At 50.3% G+C, this 16,813-nt stretch carries 16 protein-coding genes; 3 read left to right on the top strand and 13 right to left on the bottom strand.

All coding sequences use genetic code 11. The features are described from left to right. Nucleotides 1-43 precede the first annotated feature (43 nt). Nucleotides 44-1,018, top strand: coding sequence for a DUF4003 family protein (locus EXIG_RS06110; RefSeq protein WP_012370059.1), 975 nt, complete (start codon nt 44-46; stop codon nt 1,016-1,018). A gap of 46 nt (nt 1,019-1,064) precedes the next feature. Here the strand turns inward: EXIG_RS06110 and EXIG_RS06105 are convergent, their stop codons facing one another. From EXIG_RS06105 to EXIG_RS06090, 4 genes are all read right to left on the bottom strand, one after another. After that, a complete protein-coding gene (locus EXIG_RS06105) occupies nt 1,065-1,349 on the bottom strand; it encodes a TSPY-like protein (RefSeq protein WP_012370058.1) in 285 nt (94 codons plus the stop codon). Nucleotides 1,350-1,401: 52 nt separating this feature from the next. Continuing rightward, on the bottom strand, nt 1,402-3,147 hold the full coding sequence (locus EXIG_RS06100) for a sensor domain-containing diguanylate cyclase (RefSeq protein WP_012370057.1): 1,746 nt from the start codon (nt 3,145-3,147) through the stop codon (nt 1,402-1,404). A gap of 30 nt (nt 3,148-3,177) precedes the next feature. Then, nucleotides 3,178-4,830 carry a sensor histidine kinase gene (locus tag EXIG_RS06095; protein WP_234944586.1) on the bottom strand — a complete coding sequence of 551 codons (1,653 nt, stop codon included), beginning with the start codon at nt 4,828-4,830 and terminating at the stop codon, nt 3,178-3,180. Nucleotides 4,831-4,904: 74 nt separating this feature from the next. Next, the gene (locus EXIG_RS06090) at nt 4,905-5,339 is read right to left on the bottom strand and encodes a YaiI/YqxD family protein (RefSeq protein WP_012370055.1); all 435 of its coding nucleotides are present in this window, start codon (nt 5,337-5,339) and stop codon (nt 4,905-4,907) included. Nucleotides 5,340-5,469: 130 nt separating this feature from the next. On the opposite strand from EXIG_RS06090, the gene EXIG_RS06085 reads away from it, so the two are divergent. Together EXIG_RS06085 and EXIG_RS06080 are read left to right on the top strand one after the other, a co-directional pair. Next, a complete protein-coding gene (locus tag EXIG_RS06085; protein WP_012370054.1) occupies nt 5,470-7,218 on the top strand; it encodes an ABC transporter ATP-binding protein in 1,749 nt (582 codons plus the stop codon). Further along, complete coding sequence (locus EXIG_RS06080; RefSeq protein ID WP_012370053.1) at nt 7,215-8,096, top strand: NAD(P)-dependent oxidoreductase; 882 nt, start codon at nt 7,215-7,217, stop codon at nt 8,094-8,096. The genes EXIG_RS06085 and EXIG_RS06080 overlap by 4 nt, the downstream gene beginning before the upstream one ends. A gap of 60 nt (nt 8,097-8,156) precedes the next feature. Here EXIG_RS06080 and EXIG_RS06075 read toward each other — a convergent pair whose 3' ends face one another. From EXIG_RS06075 to EXIG_RS06035, 9 genes are all read right to left on the bottom strand, one after another. Continuing rightward, nucleotides 8,157-8,795, bottom strand: coding sequence for a DUF975 family protein (locus EXIG_RS06075; RefSeq protein ID WP_012370052.1), 639 nt, complete (start codon nt 8,793-8,795; stop codon nt 8,157-8,159). A gap of 427 nt (nt 8,796-9,222) precedes the next feature. Beyond that, on the bottom strand, nt 9,223-9,888 hold the full coding sequence (locus EXIG_RS06070; RefSeq protein WP_012370051.1) for a copper homeostasis protein CutC: 666 nt from the start codon (nt 9,886-9,888) through the stop codon (nt 9,223-9,225). A 25-nt stretch (nt 9,889-9,913) separates the two neighbouring features. Continuing rightward, on the bottom strand, nt 9,914-10,678 hold the full coding sequence (locus EXIG_RS06065) for a DeoR/GlpR family DNA-binding transcription regulator (RefSeq protein WP_012370050.1): 765 nt from the start codon (nt 10,676-10,678) through the stop codon (nt 9,914-9,916). Nucleotides 10,679-10,879: 201 nt separating this feature from the next. Then, nucleotides 10,880-11,500 carry a glycerol-3-phosphate 1-O-acyltransferase PlsY gene (plsY, locus tag EXIG_RS06060; protein ID WP_012370049.1) on the bottom strand — a complete coding sequence of 207 codons (621 nt, stop codon included), beginning with the start codon at nt 11,498-11,500 and terminating at the stop codon, nt 10,880-10,882. A 17-nt stretch (nt 11,501-11,517) separates the two neighbouring features. Then, the gene (locus EXIG_RS06055) at nt 11,518-12,564 is read right to left on the bottom strand and encodes a M15 family metallopeptidase (RefSeq protein ID WP_012370048.1); all 1,047 of its coding nucleotides are present in this window, start codon (nt 12,562-12,564) and stop codon (nt 11,518-11,520) included. Between the two features lie 95 nt (nt 12,565-12,659). Continuing rightward, a complete protein-coding gene (locus tag EXIG_RS06050; RefSeq protein ID WP_012370047.1) occupies nt 12,660-13,094 on the bottom strand; it encodes an acyl-CoA thioesterase in 435 nt (144 codons plus the stop codon). Between the two features lie 12 nt (nt 13,095-13,106). Continuing rightward, nucleotides 13,107-15,350: an AAA family ATPase gene (locus EXIG_RS06045; protein ID WP_012370046.1), complete on the bottom strand. Its 2,244-nt coding sequence runs from the start codon at nt 15,348-15,350 to the stop codon at nt 13,107-13,109. Nucleotides 15,351-15,424: 74 nt separating this feature from the next. Next, nucleotides 15,425-16,132: a hypothetical protein gene (locus EXIG_RS06040; RefSeq protein WP_012370045.1), complete on the bottom strand. Its 708-nt coding sequence runs from the start codon at nt 16,130-16,132 to the stop codon at nt 15,425-15,427. Between the two features lie 196 nt (nt 16,133-16,328). Beyond that, entirely contained in the window at nt 16,329-16,793 is a 465-nt protein-coding gene (locus EXIG_RS06035) for a DUF3939 domain-containing protein (RefSeq protein WP_012370044.1), read from the bottom strand. Nucleotides 16,794-16,813 lie beyond the last annotated feature (20 nt).

Raw genomic sequence — 16,813 nt, 5'->3', positions numbered from 1 at the left:
ATCTCATGGTAAAATAGGGAAAATGAAGAGCGAGGTGGATCAGATGGAGATCGGGCAACGTTTTTTGGTGCAACTGGAAGAAACCGGACAGTATTTCGTGAACTATCAGGATGGCATTTTGATTGAACTGGCGTTTGATGCGACTGTCGGAAAGCAGTCACCGGCATTCTCTGATCTTGAACACACGGCGGCCTATCTCGAGGAACATCTCCGTTCCCATCAGACGCAGGCCCTGTTGCTCGCTTCAAAGATCCATGCCTATGATGCTTCTCCCGTCGAACGGATTACGCAAATGATCTCCATCCACAGCTTTTTTTCAACACACCGTCTCGTCCACCCGCTGAACGCCTATTCCACCGCCTTGTTAATCAGCCGATTGGAAGCGACGGATCCGCAGTTGCAACGGACGGTCGAGCTGTATCGGCTTGCCAAAAAGTCTCATCGCTTCATCGTCTCCCCGCTCCTCGTGTCGTTCTTGTTCCTGAACGCCTTGCGTCGCGGAGAGATAGCGACGATTCACGCACGGATCGAGGCGACGTATGACATTCTGAAAAAACGATTTGGCCGTTCGCAGCAAACGTACGTCACCGCCCTGCTGCTCGCGTTGTTGCCGGAGGACGATCAGGCGACGTATATCGCACAGGTCGTTCAGTCGCGAAACCTGTACCGGAAACACGGCATTCCTTTGTCGTTTCATGGTTTACTCGCCTTACTCGGTGACCCGAGGATGCACCAAACGGCGTTAGAGGGGTTGGCGGACCAGTTCCGGAATACGCCTCACTTCAAGTACCGGAAGGACCTGGTGTTTCTGACGGCTGTCCGGCTGTACTTGGCCGATCATCCGACGTTGCACCAGCTGTTTGCACCGTTCTCCCCTTCTACGCTCGACGATACGTCCAACCTGTTGCCGGTTTATCTGTTTCCGGTCGATCTGACCGATACATCCCATGCGACGGATGGTGGTATGACGGACGGCGGATTTGACGGGGGTGACGGCGGCGGGGGTGGCGGTGATTAAGAATTCACAAAAAAACCTTCCTGCAGAAGCGGAAGGTTTTTTTGGATTAACGCTCTTGATTATCGTCGTCGGATGGTGTTACATCTGATGCGTCATCGGATGCATGGGATAAATCCGGTGCTTCTTCATCCGTTGACGGATTTTCATCCGAGACGTCCTCTGATTGTTCTTGTGTATCCGTCGACTCCTCTTTCGAGTCGTCATTTTTGTCTGTATCTTGTTTTGCTTTTGGTTTTTCAGTATTGGATTCGTCGCGTCCTGCGATTTCATCGTTCGTCATCCGATTACCCGAAGTAATTGGATCTGTTTCTTTGTCGTGTTGCTGTGCCATAAAAAGTCCCCCTCGATCTGTGATGTTAAGAGTATTCCCTTCCTTACACAGCTTAAACATCGAGCGTATGGCTGGTTTTTGAAAAATCGGCAATTAAGTTCGTAATCGGTTGCGGGTGATGGAGGTAATGTCCTTGAACATACAACTTTTCCCCAAGCAATGTAATCTGACGGAATTGAGAAACCGTCTCGACTTCTTGAATGACGAGTGCAATGTTCAGTGCTTGCGTCAACGCATAGACAGACTGTAACATCGACTGCTCGAGCTGATTTTGCGCCAATCGCCGGGTGAAAATCGGATCCAGTTTCACCGATTGTACCGGTAAGCGGAGTAACGAATTCAACGATGCGTAGTGACTGCCGAAATGATCGACACTCAAGCGGTATCCGGCCTGACGCAACGATTCGAGTCGACCGATTGCTTGACGTCGTCCCGTCTGCAGGACTTCCTCACGGATTTCAAGGACGATCCGGTCCCGCTTGAACGGCGGCTGATTGGCAAATGCCAACAGGTCAGCAAGCATCGCGTCGGACTGGAATTGACTCGCCGACAGATTGATTGAAATCGTGACCGGGTGACCCAATTCCTGTTCCAAGCGGACACTGTCGGTGATGGCCTGACAGACCGTGAATCGTCCGATTTGACCAAAGCTTCCCATCCGTTCAGCGACCGGAATGAAGTCTGCCGGACTGACGAAGCCAAGGACCGGATGATTCCACCGTAACAAGGCTTCAACCGCCACCGTATGGCCAAGTTTGGCATTGAAAATCCGTTGATAATACAATTCAAATTGTCCCCGTGCAAGAGCCTGCCCGAGTTCTTTTTCCAAAACGTGTTCAAACGGATGTTGTTCGAGTTCCCGAGCCTGATTGACGAACAAGGTTCCGGCTTTTCCGTCCAGTTTGACTTGTTGCATCAAGGCTTCTGCTGCATAAACCTGCGTTTGACGATTCATATAGTCCCCGGTCAATAAGCTGACGCCGGAAGAAGCGGTGACACGAATCGGTTCGTGGCTGATGCCTTCGATTGGCCGTTCAATCGCCTCGATGATCCAGTTCGCATACGTGTTGCCGTGCTCCGCAAACTCTGCTTCGTCGATGGGTGCCAACACGATGAATTCGTTCCCGTCCATTCGTCCGACGACATGATCGAGGATGGATACATATTTTAAACGGGAGGCAATTTCCTGCAACACTTTATTGCCGACCCGATAACCGTATGTCGCATTGATGGCATGAAAATTATCGAGATTTAAGACCATCAGGAACGTGGACTGATTCGCCACGCTGGAAATCAACCGGTTCATGTAGCGTTCATTGTAGACGTCGGTCAAGGCATCCTTGATGACGTATGTCTCCACACTGATCGATTTACTGATGATGTCAGCATAGTTTTCAACCAGCTCGATGTCTTTTGCGTCAAAATCATACGGTTTATCATCAAATGCGCATAATGTCCCGATCTTTTCATTTTCCGCATTTTTGATGGCCACGCCTAAAAAACTGCCGTTCCCAAGCGATTTCGTGACCGGGTGGTTACTCGTATGGGGATCCGCCGATAACTCGTTGATTTGAATCTTCCCGTCCGTCTCATCGATGACGAGCTTACAAAGGACGTGCTGATAGACATGGGTCGTCCCTTCACCGATTAATTCTTTTTCTTGGTTGATTGCTTTGACGATGAAATTGCTGTTCAAATCGTTTAACGCAAAAAACAACGTGTTGACGCCAATTTCTTCACTTAATTTTTTTAAGATTTCCTCAACAAGCGGATGCAGCGCTTCATACCGCATTTGCATATTATCCACGAATCACCCCTCCTTTTCGCCTCACTCTGTCACCATTTCGATCGGAAACTCGACCGTGAACGTACTTCCGATGCCTTCTTCCGACTGAACGGATATCGTTCCGTCATGATCTTTGACGATCATCTGACAGATCGCAAGACCAAGACCGGTACCCCCGATTTTCCGGGTATCCGAATTATCGGCCCGGTAAAATTTATCAAAGATAAACGGGACCGATTTTTCCGGAATTCCGATTCCTTCATCTTCAACCGTCAAGCGGATCAAGTGATCCTGCACGACGCCTTTTATCTGAATCAGTCCACCGTCCGGTGAATATTTAATCGCATTCATGATCAGGTTCGTGAACAGTTGTTTCATTTTTTCTTCACTTGCCGTCAGCTCGTAACGACCCGGTTCAAAAGCAACCCGAATCCGGTGTTTACTGCTTGCCAAGTCAAACATCGGCCGCATTTCAAACACTAATTTCTTTAAGTCCATCCGTTTTTTAGTCGTGCCTTGCGTCAGATCTTCACCCTTTTGAATCTCCAAAATATCGTCAATCAATTCCGCCAACCGGACAGTCTCGGAATGAATCGTTTCGAGGTATTTTTTCTGACGCGGACCATCGAGTGTCCGGCGCATCAACAGTTCCGTGAAGCCCATGATCGAGGAAAGCGGTGTCCGCAATTCGTGCGACACGATGGAAACAAACTCGGATTGTTTTAAATCAAGTTCCTTTTCCTTCGTCACATCACGCAGGACCAGCATCATCCCCCACTCGACATTGGCAATCGCAATCCGTTCTGCGTAAGCACTGAGCAGTAAATTCCCCCGGAACGCCGATAATTCAATCGTTTCACCCGGGATTTCCCCGTTCATCAACTGACCGATGTAATCGTGCAAAGCGTCGGCTTGATCGATATGTTCAAACAATGAGGTCGCCCGTTCGTAGGCATGGCGGAACCCTTGCGCCTGATTAACCAGTTTCGGCGGGAACATGTTCAACAAAGCCTGATTGGCATAAATCTGTTCGCCGCTGCTTTCGATATAGAGCACCGCTTCGCGGATCGAGTCAAGCAATTGATACGTTTTAATTTTTTCGTGCTCCATCTGATGGAACAACAAATGCCGTTCCAGCGTCATACCCAGTTTACGCGACAGGTCGAGGATGTCCCCGACCTGTTCCAGATTAAACTGTTCAAACGGATGCTTAAGATAGATGATCCCGACGACACCTCCATTGCTTGGCGATTGGACGGGAACAGCCGATTCATACATCCCTTCCGCCGCTGGAAGCTGGACGGATTTACGCATCACAAAAGCACGACGCAACACCGAGTATTGATCCAGATCTTTTTCAATCAATTCAATGTCCTCGACCCCTTGCGTTACGAGATGGCTCAGTTGCTCACGTCGGTACAGCAGGATGGCGCCGGCTTCGAGATCCACGAGATGAAGCAGTTTGACAAGCAATGTCTCACATGCCGACTCAACATTTTGTGTCGCTAACGCTTCCATCATCTCGTTTCGATGCTTCAATTTATGCTCCACTTCGACAAGATCCTGTGTCAGTTGACCGATGCGCTGTTGATCCGTCGTCTCGGTCGCTTTCACTTCACTTAACGGGAAAGGACCGGTTTTTAGACGATACGGTCTGACTTTTTTTTCGGGACGGTAACGCATGACTTTTTTCAATGAGTTTCCTCCTTCCGGTTCCTGAATTCATGTCTAAAATTATAGCATGTACACCGATTGCTGAGACAGGAAATTCAATCCGTTTTTTCAGTCAACAGACGGCTGAAGGACTGCTCAAAAGACGCATCTTCTTGACGTGTCCGTTTCTTCGGTCCTTTTGTCCGCCCGCCGGCCCGACGAATTTCCTGTCCGACATGCCGGGTATGTAACAGAAAATCAATATTCTCGTTCGTGAAAACCCGACCGTTCTGGTCAATCGCCTGTCCTTTACGTGCCAACGCCAGCGCTGCGAGACCATAATCCTGAGTCACGACGATATCCCCCGGCGCCATTCGGTTGACGATGGCAAAATCAACCGCATCATGCCCTTGACCGATGGTGATGGTCGTTGCACCGGCACGATTGAATTGATGGGCCGTGTCACAAACTAAAAACACCTCATATCCTCGGCTGAGCCGAATCGTCAAATCCACGACCGGACAGCCGTCGGCATCAATCCATATTTTCATGTCCTGTCACTCCTTACTTCCGTTCACTTCTTTTAGTGTCCGTGACGACAGGAATGACTGTCAAGTGAATCGTTCGAAGTTGACCATCTTCTCCATAAAACAGACAATAGACAGGAAAGGATGTGCCGAAGTGAAACCTGCTACATTTAAATCATTTTTATCATTACTCAAAAAAAGCGAACCACCGATTGGACTGCTGTCGGCTGCCGTAACGGTTTCCATCATTCAGGCACTCGCTGCCCTGATGATTCCATGGTTCTTGAAGTCTTTGATTGACAATTTTTCCGTCGATCGCCTGACACCCGGGTTGATCACCCTGTTCATCGTGATCTTCATCGTCCAAATGATCAGCAATGCGTTTTCCATCTATTGGCTGCACATTGCGGGACAACGGATCGTCGCGAATTTACGGACGATGTTATGGAAACACCTGCTAGCTTTACCCATTCCATTTTACGACGAAACGAAATCCGGTGAACTCGTCTCGCGTCTCAATAATGATGCGACGACGTTACAACAGCTATTATCGGAGCAACTCGTGCGTCTGTTGACATCGATCGTCTCGATCGTCGGTGCAATCACGATCTTATTTTTCCTCGACTGGCAGATGACGCTCGTGATGGTGATTGCCGTGCCGATTACGTTATTGATCATCATCCCGCTCGTTCGGAAGCTTCACCAGATTTCCCGTGAGACGCAAAAAGAACTGGCCGGATTATCCGGATTTTTTGCGGAAATGCTGGGTGAAGTCCGCCTGATCAAATCACAGGCGACGGAAGAGTATGAGATGGACCGGGGACAGACCCGGATTGAGAATCTGTATGGTTTTGGTGTCAAGGAAGGGAAAGTCCAAGCCATCTTGCTGCCGGTCTTCAACGTTGCCTTGACTTCGATGCTGATCATCATCATCAGCTTCGGTGCTTACCGCGTCGCAACGAATCAGATTACAGCCGGTGAGCTCGTCGCCTTCTCGTTATACCTGTTCCAAATCATGACTCCGCTCGTGACGATGACCGAATTCGTCTCAAAACTGCAAAAAGCACGCGGAGCGACGGAACGGATTTCCGAATTGCTCGAAGAACAGCCGGAAACCGACGGAACACGTCAGGTCGAGCGCCCGTTCGCAGCGGTTCATTTTAACCAACTGTCGTTCGGTTATGATGATACGACACTGTTGCACGACGTCACCTTCTCCTTGCCGCGTGGTCAAACGACGGCAATCGTCGGACCAAGCGGCTCCGGAAAATCAACGTTGTTCGCTCTGCTCGAACGCTTTTATCAACCGACGGCTGGTCAGATCGAACTCGGTCCACATGCCATCAACGAGTTTGAACTGGCGAGCTGGCGGAATTCAATCGGTTACGTCGCTCAGGATTCGCCGGTCTTGTCCGGGACGATTCGCGACAACCTGTTATATGGCTTAACGGGTGAGGTCACGGAGCAACAAATCCGGGAAGCGGCCGAGATGGCCAATGCCGACGAATTCATTCGGTCGTTTGCGCAAGGATACGAAACCGAGATCGGCGAACGGGGCGTCAAACTGTCCGGCGGTCAGCGGCAACGGATTGCCATTGCCCGCGCCCTTCTGCGCGATCCGGAGCTGTTACTGCTTGACGAAGCAACCTCAAGTCTTGACTCCGAGTCGGAACGTGTCGTTCAGGAAGCGCTCGAACGGCTGATGGAAGGACGGACGACATTCGTCATCGCCCACCGTCTCGCCACCGTCCGCCATGCCGATCAAATCGTCGTCCTCGAACAAGGACGTGTTTCCGGCATCGGGACACATGACGCCCTCGTCGCGTCGAATGTTTTGTATAATAAACTCGTAACGCAACAATTCATCGGTCAAACCGAAACGACCAGGGGGAGTAACAGATGACAAAAACAATTGGTTTCATCGGACTAGGTGTCATGGGTCAAGGCATGGTCCGCAATTTATTAAAAGCCGGTTTTTCCGTCAAAGGCTATAACCGGACAAAAGAAAAAGGGCTGCCGCTCGAACAGGACGGCGCCGTAATCGTCGATACGATTCAGGAAGCCGTGACGGATGTCGACGTCGTCATCTCGATCGTCGGATATCCGCAGGACGTGGAAGAGATTTATTTGGCGGAAGACGGCATTTTAGCATCGGCAAACCCGGGGACGATCGTCATTGACATGACGACATCAAGTCCCGCACTCGCAATCCGGATTGCGGAGCAAGCTGCTCAAACAGGACTTCACGCCCTCGATGCACCGGTCACAGGCGGCGATCTCGGTGCAAAAAACGGGACACTCGCGATTCTCGTCGGTGGCGAAGAAGCAGCCTTCGATACGGTCAAACCACTGTTCGAGGCGATGGGCAAATCAATCGCCCGCTTTGGTGGTCCGGGACAAGGGCAGTCGGCTAAACTCGCCAATCAGATCGCGATTGCCGGATCGATGATTGGAACAGCGGAAATGTTGCTGTTCGTCACGAAATCCGGCATCGATCCGACACAGTTCGTCGCGACGATCAAAAGTGGCTCGGCCGGCAGCTGGTCGCTCGAGAATTTGATTCCGCGTGTCATTGCGGAAAACTATTCTCCCGGCTTCTTCGTCAAACATTTCATCAAGGACATGCGTTTGGCACTCGAACGTGCGGATGAGATGGGCATTTCGACACCGGGTCTTGCCCTCGTCAAAGACTTGTATGAGGAACTGGCCGCGTCCGGTCATGCCGAATCAGGAACACAAGCTCTTTACTTGCTGTTAAAAGAAAAAACACCGTCACGTTAAGAGACGACACGACAAAACGAGTCTGACCCGCCCGATGAAGGGTGGATCAGACTCGTTTTTTTACGCGGAACGTGTCGCTGTCTGTTGTTCTTTTTTTAACTGCTCATAAAAATGTGCCATCGTCGTATCGAAATACGGTGTCAGCAGGACAACTCCGACAGTACTGAGTAAGGCGAGAATGCCCCAGATGATGAAGCTGAGGTACAGCTTCACGAGACGCCACTTATGACCATGCATCATCCGTCGGCTTTCCCCGAGTACTTGGAAAAACGACAGATCCGGTCGGTCGATCAACAAAAACGGAACCAGTCGATACATCAAGTAAAAATAGATCGCCGGTACGATCAAAAAAGAACCCAAGTAGACGAGCAACGTGACAACCGTATAGGCAGCCATTACCTTCAAATAAAAGCGGATCGATGAAAATCCTTCGAATAATGTGCCGATTCCTGCCGTCTCACCACGGACGAGACGTAAGTAGGAAATCGTCCGTCCAACCGTAACCGGTGCGAGGACAATAGTCACGACGATGTTCAAGGCGACGAAGCGAAGCATGCTGTCGAGATCGTCTTGATCAAACGACATCCGACTGGCAGCCAGCGCAAAGATTAAGAAGTAAACGATCGAAATACTGAGCGCTGTCAGCCACTTTCCTTTCAGCGTCGCGAGTGCAGCTTGTTTGTACTGTAGATTTGTCATGATGAACTCCTTTACCTTTCAACTTTCCTGTTATAGTTTACCGTAGTCTGTCTTGAAAAAATAGCAATCCCTGTCTCGATTCCTTCAAGATGTGTCGATTTTTGGGCAGCTGACTCTAATAAGACTTTGTTCTCTCAGTAAGGGAAATGAGAGAAGTAAAATACCTATCAAAATGAAATAATGGACCCAATCGTTATTTTCACCAAAAATAGGGAGACGGATTTGAAAGTCCGCCTCCCTACATTCGTTTCGAAGAAATGATTCGCTTCATGAGACTCCTACAGGAAAAAGCGCATTTTTTTGCGCTGTCAGAGACAAACAAGACCCGCTTCCCTGACCATAAGGGCAGGGAAACTGGCTTGTGTCTCGCCTGAGGAAAGCGAGTGAAAAGCAGAATGATTTCTTCTTCAAACCCTAAAGCTCTTTTTTAACGCGCAAGCAGCTGTTTCAGCGCCGCGACTTTATCAGCATCAACTTGACCGTCGACGAGGACGGCTGATCCGACATGTAGCTCGGTTGCCTGAGTTGCTTTAAGTAATTCTTCCGCCCGCTCGACCGTGATGCCGGAACCCGGCAAGACGATCAAGTCGGGATTTTGCTCAATCAACTGGGCGATGACGGCTTGACCTTCAAGTGCCGTCGCGTGTCCGCCTGACGTTAAGATCCGGTCGACCTCTGGAAAATCAGCCAATACTTCAGCTGCTTCCAAGATGTCACGACTGCTGTCGATTGCCCGGTGGAACGTCAGCGACAAATCGCCCTTATGTTTGATGATTCGTCCAAGGAATCCTTCATCAACACGTCCGTCTGCCGTCAATGAACCGACGACGATTCCGGCTGCTCCGAGTTCCCGAATCAAATCAATGTCCGTGATGATCGTTTCCTGATCGGCTTTCGAATAGACAAACGATTTACTGTGCGGTCGCACGAGGACGTGGACCGGAATCTCGACCGAAGACAAGACCTGCCGGATCAATCCGTAACTCGGCGTCAATCCGCCTTCTGATAAGGCCGAGACGAGTTCCAGCCGGTCGGCTCCCGCCCGCTCGGCGGCTGTTGCTTCTTCTACTGTTGCTGCAATGATTTCTAACATGATACATCCCTCCCGCCCTAGTGTATCATGAGACGACGGTCCAATTCACCCGTTCATTAAACAGCTTCATCTCCCAAGACGGCGGATAGGTCGAGGGACTGAGAACGATTTTAGCGCGGCGGAATTCCGCGACCTTATATTTCCGGTTGCCCTCGAATTCGTCACACGCCAAAAAGGCATAGACATCCTTTGTCCGACCGATGATGGCTTTTTGAATCAACGACGACTCGATGTCATCACTGACGAATCCCCGCTCGATCTCGGCTCCGTCGAACGTCAAAAAAGACGCGTCAAACGCATAGGCATCAAGCGCCTGCAAGACTTCGACCCCAACCGTCTGTCCATATGAATCGACGGTTCCGCCGAGTAATCGTATTTCGCCGTGGAACGGTCCCGTTTCCCGGCACTGTTCGAGATGACTGGCAATCGACAACGAGTTCGTGACAATCGTTGCGCTGCCGCTCAAGTACGGTAACAGATGTTCGACCGGCTCCCCTTTGCCTAAAAAGATGCAGGAGTAGTCCGCCAGCCAACCTTTCGCATAACGCGCCAGCCGACGGGACAATTGATCGGTCCGTCTTGAAATCGGCGATTCTTGTTTGCCGCCTTGGTAGATTGCTCCCCCGTAAACCCGCTTCAGTTGTCGTTCACGCTCGAGTTCCTCGAGATAACGCCGGACAGTCTCCCCGGAGACATCCAGACGGTCAATCAAATCCTTCGTCATGACTTTTCCTTCTTCTTCGAGCCATTGCATGATTTGTGATTTTCGTTCCTCTCCTAATAACGACACATGAACTACTCCCTTCACAGACAAGTACTACTTCTAGTGTAGCGAACGTCTGTAAAGGTCTTGTAAATCCGGTGTAAAAAAACGTGTAATTCCTATGAAATGTTGTTGAATTCGTTTATTTTTCAGATTAACAAGATATTCACAAAAAAAACGGATCCTCCTGTCCTTCCTTTACAGAAGAACAACAGCATCCGGTTGAAATCAATCGGTGTCTTTTTTATCTTTCGCAAACATACCAATCTTTGATTCCGTCCCTTGACGGATCCGGCTGATATTTTCACGGTGTTTAAAGATGACGAACAGCGCAAGAATCGTAAAGAACGTCGGGACGATCCAGTCCTGCTCGACGATACCGATCGTGATGGCAGCCACGATACCGATGCTTGCTGAGACGATTGAGCTGAGTGAAACCATCCGGCTCAGTCGTAACGTCGTCAAAAAGGAAATCAACAGCACCAGGAACAGAATCGGGCTCGTCACGAGCAGCATCCCGCCGGACGTCGCGACGGCCTTTCCGCCTTTGAACCTGGCAAAGACCGGATAAATGTGTCCGACGACGGCCGCTAGACCCGCAAACAGCGGATGCAGTTCGGAAGCAAGCAGAATCGGCACAAGACTGGCGACTGCCCCTTTGCCGAGATCACCAATCAAGACGATGATCCCCGCTTTTTTTCCTAGGACCCGGAACGTGTTCGTCGTCCCGAGATTCCCGCTGCCGTGCTGCCGAATATCAATGCCGTGTCCCCATTTTCCGACAAGCAGAGCAAACGGAATCGAGCCGAGTAAATAGCCTAAAATTAAAATCCCGATGATTTCAATCATGGTCAACCTCCAACGTATTAGTGACCGACCTTCATATATTCTTCGAGAGTCTGCCCATTATTTTTAATTTGTGTGGCTGGACCGACACCAACATACCGGATGTGCCATGGCTCATACGTGTACCCAGTCCGCGACTGGAACCCACGGTCGTACCGGACGATGAATCCATACTTCGCTGCGTTGTTCGCAATCCATTTTCCTTCTTTTGTATCTCCGAGTTCTGCCGTCAATCCATTCCCGACACTTGGTGCCGAGATATCGAACACAAGTCCGGTCTGGTGCTCACTGTGACCAGGACGGGCCGAATATTGATCGGCTGCCACTTTTCCGTCACGGGCGACGTAGTTGTTATAAAGGACCGTCTGACGTGAACCAGAACGGAATCCACTGACGGCATTTAGTGTCACGCCGTCGGCTTTCGCATCAGCAAACATTTTTTCCATCTGTTTCGCTGCCGGTGCCCGCATATAACTTTGTTCAAGGACACCTGAATACGAGAAGCTGACGTTTGGTACGACTAAGTCCGACGGTTTGTAATCAATCGGTAAGCTGTATTTTTTATTGACGACGACTAACTCACCCAGTGATAAATCGGCTTTTGTATCCGATTTATCGACGTCCGGTGTTTCGGACTCCGGTTTAGACGGTTTGGCAGGTTCCGGATCCTGAGCGGAATCGGTTTTCCCATCGTCTTTTTTATCGGCCGATTTGTCTTCTGTCGAAGATTCGTCCGATGACTTCTCTTCCGTCGTTTTCTCTTCAGCTGCTTTATCGGCCGCTGTTTTCTCTTCGGCCGCTTTTTCATCGGCTGCTTTTTGATCGGCCGCTGCCTGTTCTTCTGCTTTTTTCTCAGCTTCCGCTTTCGCATCGGCTTCTTTTTTCGCTTCTGCTGTTTCTTTTTCTTTTGCTACTTCGGCATCACTTTTTTCAGAATCTGAAGTGGCCTTTTCGTCTGCGCTTTTATTCGCCTGTTCGGTTTTTGAGTTGTCTTCCGCTTCCTGATCCCCAGGGTTACATCCTGCAAGGAGGAGCGCCAATGTACTGCCTGCTACGATTTTTTTCATTTTTAATTCCCCGCTTCCTTGGTGCTATTCTATGTTACCTCTAATCGACTGATTAGAAAAGCCCTCACGCAAGAAATCCTGCTGAGGGCGGAGGCTTAATTTGAGATGAGTGCAGCATCTTCGGTACGCATTTGTTCGTAAATCGCGTGCCAGTTCGGAAAGACTTTTGGTAAACGGATCGGACGGAAGTTCTCTTTTTTGACGACGACATGCGACGTTTTTCCTGCGACCGCCAGTTGACCGTCGGCATTCTTGACTTCATAACCGTAAATCGTCCGCAGACCGTCGTAATGATCAACCCAGACGGAAACCTGTGCCACGTCACCGTATGTTAACGACCGTTTGTAATCGAGATTCACATTCGTGACCGGCGAAACATATCCGGCTTCTTCCATTTCCTTGTAATCAAGTCCAAGTGACTTGATCAGTTCCGTCCGTGCAATCTCAAAATAAACGAGATAATTCGAATGATAAACGATGCCCATCATATCGGTTTCAGCGTAACGGACTGGTATTTCAATCGTGTACATGAAGCTTCCCCCTTAAAAATCCTCTTTTTCAAGATAGGACCATTCTGAACCGCTTAAGCTAAGTTTGTCAATTAATCTGACGGATTGCTTCGCGATTGCCCGTTCGACAATCGTAATCGCGGCACGGGCATTGCCGTTCGGAACCGTCTCAATCATCTGCTCAAGCGTCTGTTTCGCTTCATCCGTCAATTGATACCCGTATTGGGCAGCATAATTGATGATGATTTCAATCAGTTCTTCCTTCACATAGTTCGGGAAATGGAACTCCCGTTTAAAACGTGACTTCAGTCCGGGATTGCTTGCAAGCAAGGCCTGCATCGGCTGTTCGTAACCGGCGAGGACAACGACGAGATTATCGGCATGTTTCGTCATCTCGTCGACCAGCGTATCGATCGCTTCCTTGCCAAAGTCGTTGGCACCCCCGTTTAACGCGTACGCTTCATCGATGAACAGAACACCACCGAGCGCATCACGGATGACGTCCCGCGTTTGTTGCGCGGTCTGACCGACGTAGCCCGAGACAAGATCGGCCCGGCTGACGACTTTCAAGTGGCCCCGCTTCAAGTAACCGCACTGGCGAAGGACATCGGCATACAAAGCCGCGACGGTCGTTTTCCCGGTTCCGCTGTTGCCGCTGAAGACCGCATGCAGTTCGACCGGCAAGACTTTAAATCCGGCTTCCTGGCGGCGCTTCTGCATCGACAACAGGGCTTGGATCTGTTTGATTTCCGCTTTCAGCGGCTGTAATCCGACCAATTGTTCGAGTCGTTCCTCAACGGTATTATCATCTGAGGCAACAAGTTCAAAATCCGCTTGTTCGAGCAGCGCAAAATCTTCGTGACTGGCACTTTCCCCGAGACTCGCCCCTTTTTTGAAGATGGCATCGAGGACGATATTGCGGACGGCGCGTCCGTTCCCGAAACTCGCGTCGACCCGTTCCCGTTCGAGCCGGGACAGCAATGCCCGCTCCGCCTGCTCCGTCAGGACATAATCGTTGACGGTCGCAATCGAACGGCCGATTTCAAGCAGTTCCGTATCCGTATAGTCCGCAAGCAGGTAATGATTCGATTCCGGGAAACGGCTCCGCAAACCGGGATTCGCTTTCAGAAAATCACGCATTTCTTCCGGATAACCGGCTAGCACGACGGCAAACCGACCGGCGTATTCGCCGCTCGTCATCGCAGCGACAAGCGTATCGATTGCGGCTTGGCCGTAATCATTGCCGCTTTGACCGGCCCGTTTTAAGGCGTAGGCCTCGTCGATGAACAGGACACCTCCGACCGCTTCCCGGACTTTACTCATGACCTGTTCTTCCGTTTGACCGACAAACGCTCCGACGAGCGACGAGCGATCCGTCTCGACGACTTCCGGCCGCTCCAGCAGACCGAGTTCGTGATAGATTTTCGCCATCAACCGGGCAAGCGTCGTTTTACCGGTCCCTGGATTCCCCATGAAGATCATGTGGAGGGATGGTTGATCGCTCGAGCGGTACCCGTCCGACGTCCGTTTTTGCTGATACTTCAAAAAACGGTACATCTGATGGACCCGCAGTTTGATATCCTCCAGTCCGATCATCGCATCAAGTTCTTCAAGCGCCGACCGTTCGACCTGTTTGACCTCTGCCGGCAACAAGGACACGACACGGCGTAAGTCTTGGATTGCCGTCGCTTTCAGCTCTGTCATCTCCCGGAAAGCATCGCGGGAATAAAACCGTTCCTGTAAGCTGTTGAGAAACTCCGTCGCAATCTGTTCAAGCGTCGCGCTCGACAACAGCAAGGCTTTGCCGGCTTCAAACAGTTCCGACCACCGTGCGGCATCCATTCGGCGCAACCGTTCTGTTTGTTCGACGACTTGCTCCGTTTCATGCAGGATTTGTCCCGCCTGTTGGATCAATTCTTTTGTCGCTGACCGTTTCGCATTGGCATTGTCTGTTTCCCGAATCGTCGGGAATGTATTAGCGACCAGCAACTGGTAGCTGCTTTGCAACTGTTGCTCAATCAGCAGCTGTTCCAATCGTTCCGGCAGGCGGTCGTGTTGACGGATTTCCTGCATCCAGCTCTCGGCCAGCGCATCGATCCGTCCGGTCATGATATACCGGTGCTCGACCAATAACGCTAAAATCCGGACCAACGCCCCGGTTTCCTGCAACAGACGACTGCTTTGCGCATAGCGTAAGGCCAGGACTTCCTCGACTTTCGCGCCGCCTTCCCACGCCTCGATTTGTTTGAACATCTCCTCTTTTGAGAACGTCTCCATCTTTGTTAATCCCTCCTACTTCTCGAAAAAACCGACTTTGACCGTCACGATGTGACGCTCCAGTCGGTTTCTCATCATTTAGCTTTTAACCAGTTCGGGTCGAATGTATCCAGTGTTTCGAGTTTCTGCATCTTGACGGAATAAAACAGCTTTCCGTTGTTGCGGGACTCGGCTCCGAGTACTTTTGACCGGTCGGACGCGACATAGTACGTCGCTTCTTCGGCATTATCGTCTTTATCGAAGAAAGATGGATACTGCTTAATCCATTCTTTCGGCACCGTGCTCGACGGCTCTTTTTTGACGAAGACGTCGGCTGCATTGCCGGCGATGTCCGCTTCCCCTTCGACTTGACCAAAGTCACCGTCTTCGATGAACTTGAGGATCTGTTCGTTGAATCCGCGTGACAAGAACGGACGCGGTGCACTGACGCTCTTCGATGCTTCCGTTTCGTTCAACAACTTACCGTCCGCATTGTATTCCCGGAACATCTTCCCGTCCCAGATCGCCATCGTTCCCTCTGATGGACCGTCGATGACTTCTGTCCGGAAACGTCCTTTATCATCAAAAACGACTTCATACGTCCGTGTTTCGAGTGCATCTTCCGTCGTCGACAATTTCTTTTCGACATACTGGATGCGTGACATCGTATAAAACGGTTTGACCGGTTCGGCTTTATCTTCATTAGCGGTCTGTGTCTTATTCAAAAGGTAAAAATTATAGGCAAGGAGTATCGCCATTGCCACGATTGCGACTGCAATCCATGTGCTCGTTCGTTTCGTCATGCCATGTACACCATCCTAAATTTGTCTCGTTTCATGTTAATGGTATCGGTTTTAGGCTTAGAATACAAAGGGTTTGTCCAAGATTCACGCATTTCTGAGGAAATACGTCAGACTTTTGAACAATTACTTGTTTTTTTCAAAAGCTGGCTATCTGCATACAAAAACCGAACTGCTGATGAACGGCAGTCCGGTAAGCTTAATCTGTTTTCGGTTCGAGTGAGACAATCATCGATTCATCGACGAGGTAATACGTGTGATGGGGCAGCTCGCGTAAATAACCTTGTTCAAACAATTTGGCACAATCGACTTGAAACGTCTTCGAGTACGGTTTGAGGGGTAACTTGCGCTCTTTGTCGAAATACCGGTCGACGGCGACCTGGACATGATCCATCTCGTAAACTGTCGCGCGGTCCTTCGCTTCCATGATCGCAAACGTCTCGCGTGACATATAGAAGACCTGCGTCGAACGGACACCCAGATGCGGTGCCAGTCGCGCCATATCGATCCGTTGTTCTTGATCGAGTAAAATCGTCCGGTTCGTTCCTTTCGGCAACGCCAGTTCAAAATCGTGTGTCGCCCGTTTGACTTCATCGAGCGTGACATCGCGAACGGGCAACGGCGTTTCTTCTTTTGCTTGAAACCATTTCTTAAAGCGGTTCACGGTCTCGCCCCTTTCTGCAT

The sequence above is a fragment of the Exiguobacterium artemiae 255-15 genome (assembly GCF_000019905.1).
GTDB classification, from domain to species: domain Bacteria; phylum Bacillota; class Bacilli; order Exiguobacteriales; family Exiguobacteriaceae; genus Exiguobacterium_A; species Exiguobacterium_A artemiae.
This window is presented reverse-complemented; position numbering and strand designations above follow the sequence as displayed.

Bases quoted from the DNA above. Each gene is read 5' to 3' on its own strand.
- EXIG_RS06105 (WP_012370058.1), bottom strand. From the start codon at position 1,349: ATGGCACAGCAACACGACAAAGAAACAGATCCAATTACTTCGGGTAAT.
- EXIG_RS06055 (WP_012370048.1), bottom strand. From the start codon at position 12,564: ATGAAAAAAATCGTAGCAGGCAGTACATTGGCGCTCCTCCTTGCAGGA.
- EXIG_RS06040 (WP_012370045.1), bottom strand. From the start codon at position 16,132: ATGACGAAACGAACGAGCACATGGATTGCAGTCGCAATCGTGGCAATG.
- EXIG_RS06100 (WP_012370057.1), bottom strand. From the start codon at position 3,147: ATGCAAATGCGGTATGAAGCGCTGCATCCGCTTGTTGAGGAAATCTTA.
- EXIG_RS06070 (WP_012370051.1), bottom strand. From the start codon at position 9,888: ATGTTAGAAATCATTGCAGCAACAGTAGAAGAAGCAACAGCCGCCGAG.
- EXIG_RS06090 (WP_012370055.1), bottom strand. From the start codon at position 5,339: ATGAAAATATGGATTGATGCCGACGGCTGTCCGGTCGTGGATTTGACG.
- EXIG_RS06050 (WP_012370047.1), bottom strand. From the start codon at position 13,094: ATGTACACGATTGAAATACCAGTCCGTTACGCTGAAACCGATATGATG.
- EXIG_RS06075 (WP_012370052.1), bottom strand. From the start codon at position 8,795: ATGACAAATCTACAGTACAAACAAGCTGCACTCGCGACGCTGAAAGGA.
- EXIG_RS06110 (WP_012370059.1), top strand. From the start codon at position 44: ATGGAGATCGGGCAACGTTTTTTGGTGCAACTGGAAGAAACCGGACAG.
- EXIG_RS06080 (WP_012370053.1), top strand. From the start codon at position 7,215: ATGACAAAAACAATTGGTTTCATCGGACTAGGTGTCATGGGTCAAGGC.
- plsY (WP_012370049.1), bottom strand. From the start codon at position 11,500: ATGATTGAAATCATCGGGATTTTAATTTTAGGCTATTTACTCGGCTCG.
- EXIG_RS06045 (WP_012370046.1), bottom strand. From the start codon at position 15,350: ATGGAGACGTTCTCAAAAGAGGAGATGTTCAAACAAATCGAGGCGTGG.